Genomic DNA, 17,136 nt, shown 5'->3' with positions numbered 1-17,136 from the left:
ACCCATCCGGCCCGCGTGCGTGTTCCGCCCCAGTCCAGCGCCGCAGCGCCGGACGGCGAGGCCGTTCAGGCGGCGTGCTTGATCTTTTCGACCGCGAGGCTGACGCGGTTCGAGATCGGCTGGAACGCTTCGCTGGCGAGCTTGAGCATCGCTTCGCTGTTCTTCGAGGTCGCGGCGACCGCGGCGTCGAACTGCTTGCGAAGCATCGCGTTCTGCTTCTCGAAGAACTCGGCGGGCGACTTCACCGCGGCGAGTTCCTTGATTTCGGCCTGCATCGTCTCGACCACGGTCTTGGTCTCGGCGGCGTAGCTCTTGCCCATTTCCTGAAGGCCGGTGGCAAGGATCTTGGTCGATTCGACGACGGCTTCCACGTTGCCCTTGGTGAAGGTGCCCATGTCGCCCAGCGCGGCCTGGCTCTTCTCGAGCGCGGCCTTCGCCTTTTCGGCAGCTTCCTTCATCGCGGTCTGGATGGTCTCGGTCATTTCGGTGGTGCTGGCGGTCATGATGATAAAGTCCTTCTGCTTGGCAGGCGCCCTCTTCGTGGAGGTCGCCTCGTTCTGGTTGGTCTTGACGGGGATCGTGCTGGTTTTCGCGGCAGGCTTCGGCGCAATCTTCGCGGCCTTGACCGCACGCTTCGCCGGAGCCTTCCGGACCGGCTTTGCAGCCGGCGCCACCGGCGCTTCCACAGCCGTTGCAGGAGCGGGCGCGGCGACCTTGCGCGGGCGACCGGCCTTGCCCTTGGCCTTGGCAGCGGGCGCCGGAGCGGCGTCCACTGCGGGACCTTCCGGCTGCGCGAGCGGTTCGGTCGCGGCGATCTCAGCCGCGGCAACGGGCGCTGCGATTGCGGCGTCTGCGATGCCCTTGACTCCGTCTTCCATGACCTGATTGCTCCTGCGCCGGACACGCCCCGCGAGCACGATCCACCAGGCGGATCAGCAGCAAGTCGTGTTGCAGTGCACAAAATAGGAGTGCAAGCGCGAAACGTCAAGCCCCATTGTGCAGTGCACCATGAGAAGAAGTGCCGGGAATGACGGGAGTATACCTGCCTTCGCGGATGCGGCCTATCGGGTCTTGACGTACCGTCCGGGCGCGTCCTCGATCACCGGGTCGCCACGCCCACCCGGAACGCGCTTGCCCTTGGCCGGCAAGGTCTCTGCGTCCGACTCGCGAATCCACGCCATCCAGTCCGGCCACCAGCTGCCCTTGGTCTCGCTCGCGCCGGCGACGAACTCCGCGAGGGTGGTCGGCTCGCCATCGTTGCGCCAGAACTGGTATTTTTCTGCGTCCGGCGGATTGACCACACCCGCGATATGGCCGGAGCCTGCCAGCACGAACCGCCATGGGCCCGAAAGCAGCCTGGTGAGCTTCCACACGCTTTCCGCCGGCGCGATGTGGTCCTCGCGCCCTGCCTGGATGTAGCAGGGCGTGGCGATCAGCCTGAGGTCGATCGGGGTGCCGTCGATTGTCAGCGAGTCCGGCATGACGAGCCGGTTGTCGCGGTAGAGGTCTTCCAGATAGGTCTTGTGCCACTTGGCCGGCAGGTTGGTGGTATCGCCGTTCCAGTGCAGCAGGTCGAAGGCGGGGTAGTCTTCACCGAGCAGGTAGTTGTTGACGACATAGTTCCAGATAAGGTCTGTGCCGCGCAGCAGGTTGAACGTGGCCGCCATGTAGCGCCCGTCGAGATAGCCGTCGGTGACCATGCCTTCGAGCATCTTGATCTGCTGATCGTCGATGAACGACTTGAGATCGCCGGCCTTCTCGAAATCGACCTGCGCGGTGAAGAAGGTGGCCGAGCGCACCTTGTCCGCCTCGCAGCGCCGGGCCAGCAGCGCCAGCGTCGCGGCGAGCGTGGTGCCCGCCACGCAGTAGCCGATCACGTGGGTCTGGGCCACGCCCAGCCGCTTGCGCACAACGTCGATCGCCTCGACTTGCGCCATCACGTAATCGTCCCAGACGATGTCGGCCATCGAGGCGTCGGCCGACTTCCACGAGACGACAAACACCGTCAGTCCCTGCTCCACCGCCCAGCGGATAAAGCTCTTCTTGGGGTTCAGGTCGAGGATGTAGAACCGGTTGATCCATGGCGGGAAGATCAGGAGCGGCACCGCGAGGACGGTCTCGGTCGACGGGCTGTACTGGATCAGCTGGTAGAGCGGTGTCTCGTAGACCACTTTGCCGGGCGTGATCGCGATATTGCGGCCGAGTTCGAAGGCTTCCGGGTCGGCGTGGGTCAGCTGGCCCTTGCGCATGTCTGCCAGCAGGTGCTCTACGCCTTTAACGAGGTTCTCACCGTGCGTTTCCAGCGTGCGTTCGATCACGATGGGATTGGTCATCGGAAAATTGGCAGGGCTCAGCGCATCGACCACCATCTTGGTGAAGAACTGCACCTGTTGCTGGCGCTCCGGCGGCAGCCCTTTGACTTCGTCGGCCATCGCGGTGAGCTTTTCGGCGATCAGCAGGTAGGTCTGGTGAAGCAGCGCGAACCACGGCTGGTCGGCCCATCGCGGATCTGCAAAGCGGCGGTCCTTGCGCGGCAGCGGCGCTTCCCTGGATGCCTGCGCCGCAGGCCCGATGCCATAGCGGCCAAGCACGCTGGTCCACAGTTCCAGCCCGTCTTCCCAGAGTTTGGCCTGGGTCTCGGTCTGCGAGATCGGCATCGCCGCATACCAGTCGTTGAACAACGCGGTCCAGCGCGCCGGGTCCGCCATGCGGGCCAGCACGGGCTCCACTTGCCCGGCCTGCTCGGCGCCGAAATCGAGCCACATCTTCTGCAGCTTTGCGGCCGACATCCCCCAGTGCTGCATGGCCGCCGGATCGGTCGCCAGATTGGGCAGGGGGGTCGAGGCCGTCGGCAGGAACGGGGCAAACAAGGCCTGCATCGCCTCACCCTGCTGGCGCATCAGATCCTCGATCACCGCCGTATCGAGCGGGTTTTCGGGCGGCGTTGCGGCTTCGGCCATGACGGTGGGTTTCCCTGTTGCGCTTGGGAGGCCTTATAGCGCTCTTCATGACGGTTGTGATCCCTTCCGGTTCCCACGGGCCGACGATTGTCGTAAGGGGCATGATGGCGCGGTGCTTTTGCCGGGCCAAAGGAGTGAGTAAACCCACCGTGACCGAAGAATTCTACCGCATGAAGCGCCTGCCGCCCTATGTCATCGCCGAAGTGAACGCGATGCGGGCCGCCGCACGCGCCCGTGGGGCAGACATTATCGATCTCGGCATGGGCAATCCCGATCTCCCGCCCCCGCCGCACGTTATCGAAAAGCTCTGCGAAGTGGCGATGAAGCCCGATGCACATGGCTATTCCGCATCGAAGGGCATCCCCGGTGTGCGCAAGGCGCAGGCCAATTATTACGCGCGCCGTTTCAATGTGGAACTTGATCCCGAGACCGAAGTGGTCATGACGATGGGCTCGAAGGAAGGCCTCGCCAGCCTCGCCACCGCGATCACCGCGCCGGGCGACGTTGTGCTGGCGCCCAACCCCAGCTACCCGATCCACACCTTCGGCTTCATCATTGCGGGTGCCACGATCCGGTCGGTGCCGACGACGCCTGACGAGCGCTACTGGGAATCGCTCGACCGCGCGATGCGCTACAGCGTGCCGCGCCCCTCGGTGGTGATCGTCAACTATCCTTCGAACCCGACGGCCGAGACGGTGGACCTCGCGTTCTACGAGCGTCTTGTTGCCTGGGCGAAGGAGAACAAGGTCTGGATTCTTTCGGACCTTGCCTATTCCGAACTCTATTTCGACGGCAACCCGACGCGCTCGATCCTCGAGGTGCCCGGTGCCAAGGATGTCGCGGTCGAGTTCACCTCTATGTCGAAGACGTTCTCGATGGCCGGGTGGCGCGTCGGCTTTGCCGTGGGCAACAAGCAGCTCATCGCCGCGCTGACCCGCGTGAAGTCGTATCTCGACTACGGCGCCTTTACGCCCATTCAGGCCGCGACCTGCGCCGCGCTCAATGGCCCGCAGGATATCGTCGAACAGAACCGCCTGCTCTACCAGAAGCGCCGCGACGTGATGGTCGAGGCGTTCGGCCGTGCCGGTTGGGAGATCCCGAGCCCGCGCGCTTCGATGTTCGCCTGGGCCCCGCTGCCGCCGGCGCTGCGCGAGATGGGCAGTCTGGAGTTTTCCAAGCAGCTCCTCACTCACGCCGAAGTCGCAGTCGCCCCGGGCGTGGGCTATGGCGAGGATGGCGAAGGCTACGTCCGCATCGCCATGGTGGAGAACGAGCAGCGCCTGCGCCAGGCTGCGCGCAACATTCGCCGGTATCTTAGCAGCATGGGCGTCAACGCCAGCGCCGCCTGAGCGCCATAAGACAACGGTTCGGAGCAGGATAAGCCATGAAGTTCCATGATCGCGTCAGTGTGACCATCGAAGACCACGTTGCCCATGTCCTGCTCGATCGAGCGGACAAGATGAACGCGCTCGACGATGCCATGTTCGAGGGGATCATTGCGGCCGGCTCCCATCTGCACAGCGCCAAGGGCGTGCGCAGCGTGGTCCTGTCCGGCGCGGGACGGTCGTTCTGCGCCGGGCTGGACCTCTCCAGCATGGGCAACCCTGATCGCTGGGGAAGTGGCGGCAGTTTGACCGACCGCACCCACGGCAATGCCAATCGCGCGCAATATGCCGCGATGGTGTGGCGCAGCCTGCCAGTGCCGGTGATCGCTGCAGTGCACGGCGTATGTTTCGGCGGTGGGCTGCAGGTGGCGAGCGGCGCGGACATCCGCATCATGCACCCAGATGCACGGCTCGCGGTGATGGAAGTGAAGTGGGGCCTGGTGCCCGACATGGGCGGCTATGCGCTGTGGCGCGGCAATGTGCGCGACGATGTGCTGCGTGAACTGACCTATACCCACCGCGAATTCAATGGCACCGAGGCGGCGGCTTTCGGCTTTGCCACCCACGCCGATGTCGATCCGCTGGGCCGCGCCATGGCACTGGCGAAGGACATCGCCGGCAAGAGTCCGACCGCCGTGCGCGGGGCCAAACTGCTCACCAACCGCACCGCGCACATGGACGAGGACCAGATCCTCATGGCCGAAAGCGTGGCGCAGCACGAACTCATGTATTCGCGCAACCAGATCGAGGCGGTGAAGGCCGGCATGGAAAAGCGCGCCGGCGATTTCGTCGATCCCTGATCCGCGAAGGGCGCGAGCGAAAGAATCCCGTTGCGGGCGCCGCAGCGCTCGGCTAACCGCGCTCCTCCACGCTGATGCGCATCGGGGCCCGATGGCGGAGTGGTTACGCACCGGACTGCAAATCCGTTTACGCCGGTTCGATTCCGGCTCGGGCCTCCATTTCACCGTTTGAAGACGTCCAGTGACGTCCGGTAAATGGCTCTTTTTCAGCATTTTTCCTGATATACTTCTCCATGTCAGTGTGGGTCGATCCGTCCGCATCCGGGACCATTGATGGTACAGGTGATGGATCACAGCCCGATGCTGGACGCGGAGGTCCATCAATGTCGGAAGCTGCAACACGCAAATCTGGGCTCACCGCCAATGCGGTGAAGCATGCCAAGCCGAGGTCGAAGCCGTACAAGCTCTCCGACCGCGATGGCCTGTACCTGCTCGTGATGCCCACCGGCATCCGATACTGGCGAATGAACTACCGTTTTGGCGGACAGCAGCGCACGCTCTCGTTCGGTCGTTGGCCCGAAATGCTGCTCGGCGAAGCGCGGGAGATGCTGCTTGATGCGCGTAGATCGTTAGCCAAAGGCCTTGATCCGCTGGAGCAAGCCAAACTGGAAAAGATCGCCAAGTCGATTGCCGCCAGCAACAGCTTCCAAGCCGTCGCGGAAGAGTGGCTTGAAAAGATCGAGAAGGAAGGCTTGGCCGCGATCACACTCAAAAAGGCCAGGTGGCTGCTCGAGCAAACTTATCCAGCGCTAGGCAAGCGGCCCATCTCGGAGATAACGGCCCACGAGCTTTTGCTCGTCCTGAAGAAGGTCGAAAGCACCAAGCGCTATGATACGGCGAACCGCATTCGCAGCACCTGCAGCCAGGTTTTTCGCTATGCCATCGCGACAGCCCGCGCCAATCGGAACATCTGTGCGGACTTGCGCGGTGCGCTCGTCACTCCGCGCACCAACCATCGTGCGGCGATCACGACGCCCACGGAAGCCAGCGGACTCCTTCGTGCGATCGAGGATTACGATGGCCACCATTTGACTCAGATCGCGCTACGGCTTCTGCCGCACCTGTTCGTCCGGCCTGGTGAACTGCGATGGGCAGAATGGAGCGAGTTTGATTTCGACAAGCGTGTCTGGACGATACCGGACCACAAGATGAAGATGCGCCGGCCCCACGCTGTTCCCCTATCACGGCAGGCCCTCTCGATCATCGAGGAGATCGAGCACGATGCGAGCTACAGCGATTTTCTGTTTCCATCGCTGCGGTCGGTCGATCGCCCGATGTCGGATAACACGATCAACGCCGCGCTTCGGCGCCTCGGATTCAGCAAGGACCAGATGACAGGCCATGGCTTCCGCGCGATGGCCGCCACCATGCTCAATGAAATGGGGACCTGGAACCCTGACGCAATCGAACGGCAATTGGCGCACGCGGATGGGAATTCCATCCGCCGTGCCTATGCGCGCGGCCAGTACTGGGATGAACGCGTCCGCATGATGCAGCACTGGTCGGACTATCTGGACCAGTTGCGCGCGGGCGCCACCATTCTCAGGCCCAAGTTCGGGCACAGCGCGTCATGATGGAGCCTGTCGCCCGCGCTCGATCAGCGCGCGCAGGCTGGCGACCACCACAAGGCTGCACCGGCCAACTTTGACCACCTCGATATCACCCGAGGCGATGAGTTCGTAGACCTTGGACCGCCGGAGCCCGGTGAGGCGCATGGCCTCGGATATGCGGACCGTGAACGGTTCTAGTGGGGCCGCCTCGGAGCGCTTCTGCCGACCAAAGGGCAAGGCCAGCTGTTCGCCGTAGGGAGTGCTGATGTTTGTCGTGCGACGGATCATCGGCCCGCCTCCGCACTCAGTGCGGCCACGGCTTCGAGACTGCTCGCGGGTACCACATGGTACTCAAGTGAGCAAAGTTGGCCAAAGCTGCAAACTTGGCAGATCCTCGATCGAAACATTATCAGATTCCTTCAAAAGAAGGAGCCTGGTCACCCTGCGAAAGACCCATTTAAATTACCGCAGACTTTGGAACATGTCAAGAACATGCAAGGTCAGAATTTTCGCGGCATTGCTATACCATAACGGTAGACTGACTTGCATCGGGACGCTGTAAGTCAGAGTGACGGGAAAGCGACAAAGCGCCCGAAACTGACACTTTGTTGCTATGTTTCGTATACTTGCAGCCTGCGACAAGTCGCGTACGGTGTGCTTGAATTTGTTCCCAATTTGTGCGCGATGTGTTCAAGAGATTCCGCCCAATGCTTTCGGAGAAATGGGCCTCAATCCCGCAGGATACGTAGCCTATCAGGCGCCTGAGGGGAAGCTCCTGTGCTCAACGCTCTTCGCCAATGTTCCGCTCCACGGAAGCAAATAGCCACTTCTTCTGCATGATCTGGGGCTAGCAGATATCAGCAGTCGGCAGGGCATGCGCGCCCACCGGGTTCGAGTTGGTCTTCCACCCCTTCACACGCACTGATGAGCAGAAAAGCGAGCAAGGCGCTTGACTCCTTAATGGTGTTAAATGATTATGCCTCATAACCACCGGTCACAGGCCGGGGATGGGAGATTGCAATGCAGATAGCGAAGCTGGAGGTGCCGCGCTGCCTTGTGGGCGAAGGGCCGGTGTGGGACGTTGGCTCAGGGCTGCTTTTCTGGATCGATATACTGGGGCGGAAAGTCCACAAACTTGATCCCGTCACAGGTCTTACGAGAACATGGGAGGTTCCCGGCATCATTGGATCGATGGCGCTGCGCGAGAGCGGCGGAGCGATCGTCGCGCTGGCCAATGGTGTCTATGCTCTCGACTTTGATAGCGGTGCATGCACCCTGATTGCCTCAAGCCCGGACCTCGACGATCAGGTGCAACTGGCGGACGGAAAGGTCGATCGGCGGGGCCGTTTCATCGTCGGATCGAGCGACCGGAGCATGAAGGATGCGCGGGGCAAGCTCTATGTTCTGGAGCCCGGTGCTTCGCAGCTGCGCGTGATCGACGAGGGCATAACTCTGTCGAACGGCCCTTGCTGGTCCCCGGACAATGCGACGTTCTATCACGCGGATTCGATCCGGAACGAGATCTACGCCTACGACTACGACATCGAGACGGCAGCCGTTTCGAACCGCCGCCCTTTTGCCGGCACGGCCGAGCTTGGCGGGATACCCGACGGCGCGACGGTCGATACGCTCGGCGGAGTATGGAGCGCGATCTGCGAGGGCGGAAAGCTGGTCCGGTTCCTGGCCGATGGTTCGATTGACCGGATCATCGACATGCCGGTTCGTCTGCCGGGTAGCGTCATGTTCGGCGGCGCGGGGCTGGACCGGTTGTTCGTTCCCAGCCTCGATCCATCCTTCATGGGGCGCGCCAACGACCCGCTCGACGGGGCAACCTTCGTAATTGACGGGCTGGGTTTCACTGGCCTGCCCGAGCCGCGCTTCGCCGGCTAGCGGCAGATTTCTAGACCACACAGATCAGCCGGACGCATTTCGATCCGGCAATGCAGGAGAGGGAATATGAGAGAGCGCAACACCATCAGAATCCGCCAGTCAGCACTCCGTCTGGGGCTCAGCGCTTCGGTGCTGGCCATCTGCACCGGCGTGGCGGCGCAGGCGCAGGAAGCGGCGCAGCCTGCCACCACAGACGAGATCGTGGTCACTGCGCAGTTCCGCGAGCAGCGGCTCCAGGATACGCCGCTGGCGATCACCGCGGTCGACAGCAAGCTGCTGGAATCGCGCAGCCAGACGAGCCTGACTGAAGTCGCCAACCAGGCGCCCAGCGTGGTGCTGCGCCCGACGACTGCCGCCTTTGGTCCCTCGATCACGGCTTCAATCCGCGGGCTTGGCCAGATCGATTTCAACCCGGCGCTGGAACCCGGCGTCGGTCTCTATATCGATGATGTCTACTACCCGCGCCTCGTCGGTGCCAACTTCGATCTGCTCGACGTGGAGCGCATCGAAATTCTGCGCGGCCCCCAAGGCACGCTGACCGGCCGCAATTCCGAAGGCGGGGCGATCAAGTTCATCTCGCGCAAGCCGACTGGTGAAGCTGGCGGCTATCTCTCGGCCACATACGGCATTCGTAACCGGATCAACCTGCGCGGCAGCGTGGACTTCACTATCGCCAAGGATCTCTTCGCACGCGTTTCGGGCACGTTTGCGGACCAGGAAGGCTATGTGAAGAACATCGACTATGGCTGTGCGTTCCCGGCCAGCGGCGTGCCGACGCGTGCGGGCGGCACCAATTGTGTCGTCGGCAAGGACGGTGACGTCGGCTACAAGGCCCTGCGCGGTATCGTGCGCTATAACCCATCGGATGCCGTCGATCTCACTGTCAGCGGCGATTACATCCGCGACAGCCGCCGCAACTCCGCCGAAGTGCTGCTCTATGCCAACAACACCAATCCGAACGTCGCGACGTCGAATGGCTTGCCTTTTGACTCGCGCTTCATCTGCGGTCGCTTCTGCAATTATGGCACCAATGGAAACACGGCTGCATCCTTCGTTGCCGGTGCGATCCCGCCGCTGAACGGCCTGCCGATGGCGGCAACCCAAGGCTCCGGCCGCATGGAATACAAAGGCTGGGGCCTCGCCGCCAATGCGGACTTCAAGCTGAACGACGATCTTAAGCTTCAGTCGATCACGGCCTATCGCAAGTTCGATACCGGTTTCAGCCCTGATGGCGACCTTTCGCCCGCCAATGTCGGCTTTGGCATCAGCCAGCTCGATAGCTGGTTCGTCAGCCAGGAACTTCGCCTCAATGCGAAACTTGGCGATTTGGCAGACCTGACTGTCGGCGGTTTCATCTCTGACGAGAAGACCACCTACTACACACTTCAGGACATCCGGTACGTGGCGATTGCGCTCCCGACCGGCCCGCTGCCCCTGTTCCCGCTGCAGTTCATTGGTAACGATCCGGTGCGCTCGAAGTCCAAGGCCGTATTCGCCACTGCGATTATCCACCCGGCCCCGGCACTCACGATCACCCTAGGTGGTCGCTACACCAATGAGTCGAAGGCCTACACCTTCAACCGCTTCAATCTCGACGGCAAGACGATCAACGGCTTTCTCGATCCGGTCGGCGCTGCAAACGGGGCAGGCTACAGTGGTCCAAACGGCACGGCTCTGACGGGCAGCACAGGCCGGTTCAATGGCAACCGTTTCGACTACCGTGTCAGTGCCGACTACCGGTTCTCTCCCGCAGTGCTCGCGTATGCGACGGTTTCGACGGGCTTCAAGGGCGGCGGCATCGCGCCGCGTCCCTTCAACGCAGCACAGGCCGTGCCGTTCGGTCCGGAAAAGCTTACGGCCTTCGAACTCGGCCTGAAGACCGACTTGTTTGACCGCCGCGTCAGGTTCAACGTCTCGGCTTACTACAACAAGTTCAAGGGCGCGCAGCTAACGCTGCTGTCCTGCCCGCAGTTCGGTGGTCCCGGCCCTTGCGCCGTCCCGCAGAACGCTGGTGACGCAGATGTGAAGGGCTTGGAAGCCGAACTGTTCATCCAGCCGGTCAAGGGCCTGCAGATCGACGCTTCGGCCTCGGTGCTGGACTGGAAGTGGAAGTGCGTTGTTCCAGCCGTGGTCAACCCCGCAGGGGCAACCAGCGGCTGCTCCAGCGATCCGGCGCTTGTCAGCCAACTGGTCTCGCCTCCGCGCGGCGTCTCCAAGGCGCAGTGGAGCGCGGGTATCCAGTATGAGGCTGATCTCGGCAGCGCCGGTTCGATCACGCCGCGCCTCGACGCAGCCTATCAGGGAGCGATTGCCGGCACCGCAACGATCGCACCGAAGGGTTCGCCTTCGGACCTGTTCGCCACGGCTGAAGCGTTCACCATTGCAAACGCACGGCTGACCTGGCGCAACGCCGGCCGGGATCTGGACGTTTCGTTCGAGGTGACCAACCTCTTCGACAAGTACTATTTCCTTTCGAAGTTCGACCTCACCGGTGCGGGAGCGGGATCAATCTCGGGCATGCCCGGTCGTCCCCGCGAATGGGCGGTGACGGTCAAGAAGAAGTTCTGATGTGACCCAGGCGGGTGCTGCGGCACCCGCCCTTTTCCTGCCTGCCCAGCATGGCGGCGAGGTTTATGGGTTCATTGGATGATCGCCGGAAAGGGAAAATCGTGAAGATTGCGATCCTGGGCAGCACCGGCTTTGCAGGATCCTTCCTGCTGGCAGAGGCATTGGCCAGGCCCGAGCTCGCTGTGACAGCGATCGTTCGCAATCCTGGTGCCGTCTCGCCGCATGAACGATTGACAGTCAAAAAAGGCGATGTGTTCGACACTGGTTCGCTGGCAGACGCCCTACGGGGACACGACGCGGCAATCCATGCCTTCCACCCCGGTCGCGCTGCCAGCATGGCCGATGTTTATGATCAATGCGTAGCGGGGCACGAAGCGATCATAGCAGCCACCCGGCTTGCCGGTGTCCCGCGCCTGGTCTGCGTTGGCGGCGCCGCCAGTCTCATGACGCCGGAAGGCAAGGAATATCTTGATTCAAGCTATTGGGACAAGGCGTTCGATCCGTACCGCAACGCAATCCTGGGCACACGTGCTCTCTATTATCTGCTGAAGCCGGTGACTGATCTCGACTGGGTGTTCCTGGCACCGTCCGCTTGGCTGCGGCCCGGTCAGCGCACTGGACGATACCGGACCGGCAAGGATGACATGTTGTTCGCCGCCGATGGGACAAGCTCGATTTCCAACGAGGATTTTGCGTTGGCACTGATCAACGAGGTCATCACGCCCCGGCATCACCGCGAACGCTTCACAGTGGGGTATTGAGCATGACCAAGTATGTCATTAGCGGCGCATCCGGCAGTCTTGGCAGAAAGATCACCGAACAGCTGCTGGAAAAAATCCCAGCTGAAAACCTGTCTGTCAGCACGCGCACACCCAGCAGTCTGGATGCGCTCAGCCAAGGCGGCGTTGCGGTCCATGCCGCCGATTACAACGATCCTGTAGCGCTCGAACGCGCCTATGCAGGGTCCGATGTCCTGATGCTGATCAGCAGCCTTGCCGTCACCAAGCGCGTGCCAGAGCATCGCAACGCGATCAATGCGGCGAAGCGGGCTGGCATCAAACACATCGTCTACACATCGACAGCGGGTATCCACCCACAGAACCCGACCCTTTCGGCGTCCGACCATATCGTCACCGAGGATGACCTTCGCCGCTGCGGCATCGGCTACACGATCATGCGCAACGCCTGCTACGCAGAGGTTTTCCCGACCGTAGCGGCACAGCCGGTATTGCGTTCCGGCGAATGGGTCCAGGTTGAAGGCAACGGCAAGCTCGCGCCGATTTCAAAGAATGACATAGCCCGAACGGCAGTGGCTTGCATGCTCGATCCTGCGCGGCACGATGGCGCTGTCTACGAAGTCACCGGACCAGATCTGGTCAGCTTTCGTGACATCGCCGCTATGGCTAGCGAAGTTTATGGTGTTCCCATCCGCTATGTACCGGTGAGCATCGACCAACGCTATGCGCTGCTTGATGCGATGGGTGTGCCGCGCCAATATGCCGAAGGCATGGACGGCCACCCCGACGCCCATCTCTGGTGCAGTGAAGAGATGGTGACCGCGGACATCGCGTTTCAGGCTGGCTATCATGGCATTCTGACACATCACGTCGAATTCATTACAGGCCAAAAGCCCAGATCTCTCCGCGAAGTTTTTGAGCTGTGCAAAGGCAAGGATTACAATGATTGCTAGCGACAGAGCGGCTCAAAAAGAGGCCCCTTTCACGGCGTGATCTGCTCTCACCGAGTGGGCCGGTTCCGCCTTTGGTGGATCGTCGCTTCGTTGGCCATGGCCAGCCGCAGTTGAAGCAAGGTGAGCGTGCGGTGTCAGGCCTTTGTGCTCAGGGTCAGGCAGAACGTGCTGTGCCCCAGCTGCCGGATGCTCATGCGGAGGGACGCCTCCCGCCCCAGCATCGAGAGCACATAGACCGTGTCCCAACGGCCAATTACGTGCGTCGCCCCAGCCTTTCGCACAGCCGCTTCCAGTCCGTCGCGCCAGGCCCGGACCGGCTCTTGTCCGAGCACCTCGTAGCGCTGGGCAGGGTAGAGCTGCTCCACCATCGCAAGCGTCGCCGGGTCGGTCTGGCGTGCATCAATGAGCAGCAGCGTCGGCGTGCGGCCGCCCGCCAGACTGTCCTGCGCCAGCACAGGCCCGAACGAAGCCCCAAGCGCGCCTCCGGCCCCGGCCATGCCGGCCATGGCCTTGCGGCGGCTGATCACCGGCCCTTTCATTGCTTGGACTTCGCAAGATAGGCCGCGATCCGTTCCAGCTGCGCGTCCGAGAGTTCGCCGCGCCGCACGGGCGGCATATTGCCCATGCCCTGCCGCGCGACGGTCTTGATGTAATCAACCGTCAGATCGGTGCGTGCTTCCAACGGAGCGAGCGCGGGATTCATCCTGCGCGCCAGCAGGACAGTGCCCATGCCCATCCGGCGATGGCACATGGCGCACTTCTCGACGAACAGCGCTTCATCGGGGCTGCGGGACGAACGGTCCTGCTGCGCATTGGCGCCAGCGTTGGCCTTCTGCTCGCCATTGGCGGCAGGGCCGCTTTGACCCTGCGCGGCGCTGAGCCCGCTCACCATTCCGGCAAGCGCTAAGGGTACGGTCCACCACAGAACGCGGCTCATGCTTTATGCTCCCGCCGATTGGCCGGCCAAATGCCGCTCTTGCCGGGCGCGATCACGCCGCGCGGGTCGAGCGCGTCCTTCACCTTCTGGTTCAGTCGCCGCAGGGCATGGTCGTTGAAATCGAACGTGTCCGCGATCAGGTCCATATAGGAGATGTGCGCCCGGTACTCGGCATAGCCTTGCGCGGCAGCTTCCTTCACCAGCTGGCGCAACAGCTTGTCGGCATTGGCGACGAAGGCAGGATTGTCGCGATCAAACAGCAGTTGGTTGACGTTGTTCATGCTCCGCTCGCCGATGGCGAAGCTAGGATGGTAATCGAGGCCGTACTGGTCGTGCAGCTCGTAGTTGCGTTTGAACAGCTTGAGCGCAGCGTCACCGTCAACAGGTAGCACCGGCGAGAATCCAAGGTGTCCGCCCCGTCCGCCGAACCAGTTGGCGTTGGCGAGCGGATAGGTCAGCGGAACGCCGGTAACCGGAGAGCCTTCCGGCGGATCACCCTTGACCCATCGGGTGCGCCCGAGCTTCTGGACCGGCTTCCCCTCGAACGCCCTTTCGACAACGCGCATCGTCGCCTCGGTGATCTCGAGCGGGCCATAGAACCGCAGGGCGACCGCCCACCAGCCAATACCGAACTTCTGGCGGATGGCCGCAATTGCGCTTGAGCCAAGCTTCTCGCCAGGTTTTGCCCACTGTTCGCGCGTGGTGAGCGTGGCCGCGGCGCGCAGCCAGTTGCCAATCGAAGGCGATTGCTGGAGGATGCCATTGCGTCGCAAAGGGGCCAGCGTGTCGATCAGCCACCCCAGATCCTCGGGCTTGTCGACATCGATGTTGAGGCCGAGCACCGATTCTGGCTCCGCCATCAGCCACAGGCCCAGCTTGGTTACGATGCCGAAGTTGGACTGGCAGAACATCGTGTCCCAGCTTGGCCCGTAGCCCGGCTTGTAGAGGTTCCAGGTTGGTCCCGAACCGATGGCGCCCATGCCGGTGCGCACCAGATCGCCATCGGGCAGCACCACTTCGAGCCCGCAGATGCGCGAGGCGTGGTCGCCATAAGGCGTATAGCCTACCCCCCGGTCGAGGGCATTGCCGGCCACGGAGCCCCAGCTGTTGCCCGGTACCGAGAGGATCAGCGGGAGCCCCTTCGCCTGAATGAAATCGTAGAGATCAAAGAAGCTGACACCGGGTTCGACAACCACGGTGCCATTGCGCTCATCGATCTCGATCTTCTTCATGCGCGAGAGATCGAGCACGACCGATCCCGCGAGAACCGGCGCAGAGCCGCCATAGCCGAAGTTCTTGCCCCGGCTGATAGGCCAGAGCGGCGTGCCGTGCCGATTGGCAATGCGCACGATCTCGCGCACTTCCTCCACGGTATCCGGTGCGATCGCGGCGGAAGGGCGGTGCTCCGCCGCTTGATTGGCACCGGCAAAATGGTCGGAATAGGCGTCTTTGTCCTCTTCCGCTGTAAACACGCGGTCCTTGCCCAGCAGTGCGGTGAAGTCCCGCAGCGCCAGCTGCAGGCCCTGCAGATCTATTACGGTCCGTTTCATGATTCTTGATCCGTGATCGAAAGTCTAGGCCCGGGCTGGATTGCTTCGGCGGCCATGCAGAGCTTCAGTAGGTGGTCCATGAGCTGCTCCGTTGCAGCCTGGCCTATGACCTCGCAGCAGAATTCGAACTGCGCATCGATAGCGCCCAGCTCGAACGAAACAACTGCTTCGCCCTTAGGCGTCGTATGGAGCGCAAGGGCCTGGCCTCGTTCGATTGTGGCCCTGCTTTCCAGCAGACCGGCACCCAGCAGTTCCTGAACAAGGCCGTTCATGGTGGTGCGCCCATTGCTGAAATAGCGAGCAAGGTCGGCTTGCGTGGCCCCCGGATTACTGTCCACCAGCAGGAGCGACGTCGCGCCCTTGGGCGTCAGGTGGCGAACACGCAGCCTGCCGATCCGGTGTTTGGCCAAGGCGCGGCTGGCACGGCTGATCCGCAGGCCAATGTCGCGATCCACGCGCGAACTGTCGAGACGGCTCATGCTGTTGCGGGCCTCGGTGCAGTCAGCTTGACGACGGCCAGCGCGACCGGAACCACCAGAACAATGATTACTGCGCCGAGCAGGAAAGGGGCATCGGCGGACAAGCCAAACACGAGGCCGAACAAGGGTGGCGCAATGATCCTTGAGCTGGCATTCGATGCCATGCTGAGGCCCATGACACTGCCCTGGCGTTCGGGCGGCGTATTGCGCGAAATCAGCGCCCCCGCGTTGGGAAAGGCAAGACTATGCCCTGCCATCATTAGCGCCATGAGGCAGACGGTGGCGACCGGCGCATGGAAAACAGGCTGCAGCCCTACCGCCGCGCACAGCAGGATCAGTCCCCCAACGATGACCTTCGCCTCACCGAAGCGTTTGACCAGCGGGCCGATCCCCAGCGTCTGGACGAGCAGGCCGACCCCGCCGACGGCGAGGAAGGTGAGGCCCACCTCGTGCGTCGTCCAGCCAAAGGCGCGCTCGGTCCACAGGCCGAAAATCGCTTCGGTCGACGCGAAGATGGCAATTCCGCACCAGGAAATGAGGAGCAGCCGCCAGAGCAGCGGACTCGTGCTCACGAAGCTGACGGCCTCGCCGTATCTGGGTGGCGTTCTTGCTGGGCCGGGCTGACGAGTTTCGGCAAGAAACTGCCAGGCCCAAAGCGATGCGCCTGCCGCAAGCGCGGCCGCCGCAAAGATCGGCAGATGGAAGCCGGCAAGGCCTTGCTCCGGGGAAGCCAGCAGACCGCCGATCGCGGGTCCGACCGCAAAGCCGAAATTGAAAGCCGCTCCGAAGAACCCCATCACTTTGGCTCGATCACGCGGCGGCGTGATGTCCGCGATCACGCCTTGCACGACGCCCAGTGTGCCACCGAAAAAACCGCCGACGACCCGCAGGACCAATGCGGTTTCAAGGTTCTGCGAGAATGCAAATGCGATGTACGTCACGGCCGCGCAGGCTGTGGTCAGCACCAGAACAGGCCTGCGACCGGTCAGATCCGATCGCCGACCCCAGAAAATCTCCCCGGCAATATTGCCCAGCGAATAGGCCGCAAAGAGGCACGCGATAGCAAACGGGCCTGCACCGAATGCGTGTCCATAGAAGGGAAGAAGCGGCAGAATGAGGCTGAAGCCGGCGATGTTCAGGAACACCAGCACGAGCAGGAGCGGCAACGAACCTGCGCCAGCTTTAGGCTGATCAACCGTGCTCACCGCGCGTCCCCGAACCCATTCGGGCGTGTTTTGCCACGCACGCAAATCGCGCAGATGCCCATTGCTGTCCTCTCCTTAATACCCTTAAGGTGATTGCGTACCGCTTGATCAAAGTCAATAGG

Annotated in this window: 15 protein-coding genes and 1 tRNA gene; 8 read left to right on the top strand and 8 right to left on the bottom strand. The window is 62.4% G+C overall.

What is annotated here, in order from left to right; translation table 11 throughout:
* Window positions 1-65: 65 nt before the first annotated feature.
* A complete protein-coding gene (locus AQZ52_RS04405) occupies window positions 66-878 on the bottom strand; it encodes a phasin family protein (protein ID WP_067906719.1) in 813 nt (270 codons plus the stop codon).
* A 183-nt stretch (window positions 879-1,061) separates the two neighbouring features.
* Window positions 1,062-2,960: a PHA/PHB synthase family protein gene (locus AQZ52_RS04400; RefSeq protein ID WP_067906717.1), complete on the bottom strand. Its 1,899-nt coding sequence runs from the start codon at window positions 2,958-2,960 to the stop codon at window positions 1,062-1,064.
* 149 nt (window positions 2,961-3,109) lie between these two features.
* Between AQZ52_RS04400 and AQZ52_RS04395 the strand changes: the two genes are divergently transcribed.
* From AQZ52_RS04395 to AQZ52_RS04380, 4 genes are all read left to right on the top strand, one after another.
* Entirely contained in the window at window positions 3,110-4,309 is a 1,200-nt protein-coding gene (locus AQZ52_RS04395; RefSeq protein ID WP_067906714.1) for an LL-diaminopimelate aminotransferase, read from the top strand.
* Between the two features lie 35 nt (window positions 4,310-4,344).
* Window positions 4,345-5,145: a crotonase/enoyl-CoA hydratase family protein gene (locus AQZ52_RS04390; RefSeq protein ID WP_067906713.1), complete on the top strand. Its 801-nt coding sequence runs from the start codon at window positions 4,345-4,347 to the stop codon at window positions 5,143-5,145.
* A gap of 85 nt (window positions 5,146-5,230) precedes the next feature.
* Window positions 5,231-5,304: transfer RNA gene (locus AQZ52_RS04385), tRNA-Cys, on the top strand.
* Between the two features lie 164 nt (window positions 5,305-5,468).
* Entirely contained in the window at window positions 5,469-6,719 is a 1,251-nt protein-coding gene (locus AQZ52_RS04380) for a tyrosine-type recombinase/integrase (RefSeq protein WP_067906711.1), read from the top strand.
* On the opposite strand, the gene AQZ52_RS19020 is transcribed toward AQZ52_RS04380, so the two are convergent.
* Entirely contained in the window at window positions 6,714-6,983 is a 270-nt protein-coding gene (locus AQZ52_RS19020) for a helix-turn-helix domain-containing protein (RefSeq protein WP_082697548.1), read from the bottom strand. The two genes, AQZ52_RS04380 and AQZ52_RS19020, sit on opposite strands and share 6 nt — an antisense overlap.
* A 732-nt stretch (window positions 6,984-7,715) precedes the next feature.
* Here AQZ52_RS19020 and AQZ52_RS04370 point away from each other — a divergent pair.
* From AQZ52_RS04370 to AQZ52_RS04355, 4 genes are all read left to right on the top strand, one after another.
* Window positions 7,716-8,585, top strand: coding sequence for an SMP-30/gluconolactonase/LRE family protein (locus tag AQZ52_RS04370; protein WP_067906709.1), 870 nt, complete (start codon window positions 7,716-7,718; stop codon window positions 8,583-8,585).
* Between the two features lie 66 nt (window positions 8,586-8,651).
* Window positions 8,652-11,153, top strand: a complete 2,502-nt coding sequence (locus AQZ52_RS04365; RefSeq protein WP_067906708.1) for a TonB-dependent receptor — start codon at window positions 8,652-8,654, stop codon at window positions 11,151-11,153.
* A 65-nt stretch (window positions 11,154-11,218) separates the two neighbouring features.
* Window positions 11,219-11,914 (top strand): NAD(P)-dependent oxidoreductase, encoded by a 696-nt coding sequence (locus AQZ52_RS04360; RefSeq protein ID WP_169793711.1) that lies wholly within the window; start codon window positions 11,219-11,221, stop codon window positions 11,912-11,914.
* Window positions 11,915-11,916: 2 nt separating this feature from the next.
* Complete coding sequence (locus tag AQZ52_RS04355; protein ID WP_067906705.1) at window positions 11,917-12,843, top strand: SDR family oxidoreductase; 927 nt, start codon at window positions 11,917-11,919, stop codon at window positions 12,841-12,843.
* A gap of 134 nt (window positions 12,844-12,977) precedes the next feature.
* Here the strand turns inward: AQZ52_RS04355 and AQZ52_RS04350 are convergent, their stop codons facing one another.
* From AQZ52_RS04350 to AQZ52_RS04330, 5 genes are read right to left on the bottom strand one after another with little or no spacing between them, the layout of a single operon-like run.
* Window positions 12,978-13,382, bottom strand: a complete 405-nt coding sequence (locus AQZ52_RS04350) for a hypothetical protein (RefSeq protein WP_067906703.1) — start codon at window positions 13,380-13,382, stop codon at window positions 12,978-12,980.
* Window positions 13,379-13,780 (bottom strand): c-type cytochrome, encoded by a 402-nt coding sequence (locus tag AQZ52_RS04345; protein WP_082697546.1) that lies wholly within the window; start codon window positions 13,778-13,780, stop codon window positions 13,379-13,381. The genes AQZ52_RS04350 and AQZ52_RS04345 overlap by 4 nt, the downstream gene beginning before the upstream one ends.
* Entirely contained in the window at window positions 13,777-15,330 is a 1,554-nt protein-coding gene (locus AQZ52_RS04340; RefSeq protein ID WP_067906699.1) for an FAD-binding oxidoreductase, read from the bottom strand. The genes AQZ52_RS04345 and AQZ52_RS04340 overlap by 4 nt, the downstream gene beginning before the upstream one ends.
* Window positions 15,327-15,809 (bottom strand): MarR family winged helix-turn-helix transcriptional regulator, encoded by a 483-nt coding sequence (locus AQZ52_RS04335; RefSeq protein WP_067906697.1) that lies wholly within the window; start codon window positions 15,807-15,809, stop codon window positions 15,327-15,329. Before AQZ52_RS04335 ends, AQZ52_RS04340 begins: the two co-directional genes overlap by 4 nt.
* Window positions 15,806-17,014 (bottom strand): MFS transporter, encoded by a 1,209-nt coding sequence (locus AQZ52_RS04330; RefSeq protein WP_169793710.1) that lies wholly within the window; start codon window positions 17,012-17,014, stop codon window positions 15,806-15,808. Before AQZ52_RS04330 ends, AQZ52_RS04335 begins: the two co-directional genes overlap by 4 nt.
* Between the last annotated feature and the right edge of the window lie 122 nt (window positions 17,015-17,136).

It is taken from the genome of Novosphingobium fuchskuhlense (genome assembly GCF_001519075.1).
In the GTDB taxonomy this organism is placed as follows: Bacteria; Pseudomonadota; Alphaproteobacteria; order Sphingomonadales; family Sphingomonadaceae; genus Novosphingobium; species Novosphingobium fuchskuhlense.
The sequence above is the reverse complement of the archived record's forward strand: the minus strand, read 5'-3'. Positions and strand labels throughout refer to the sequence as shown.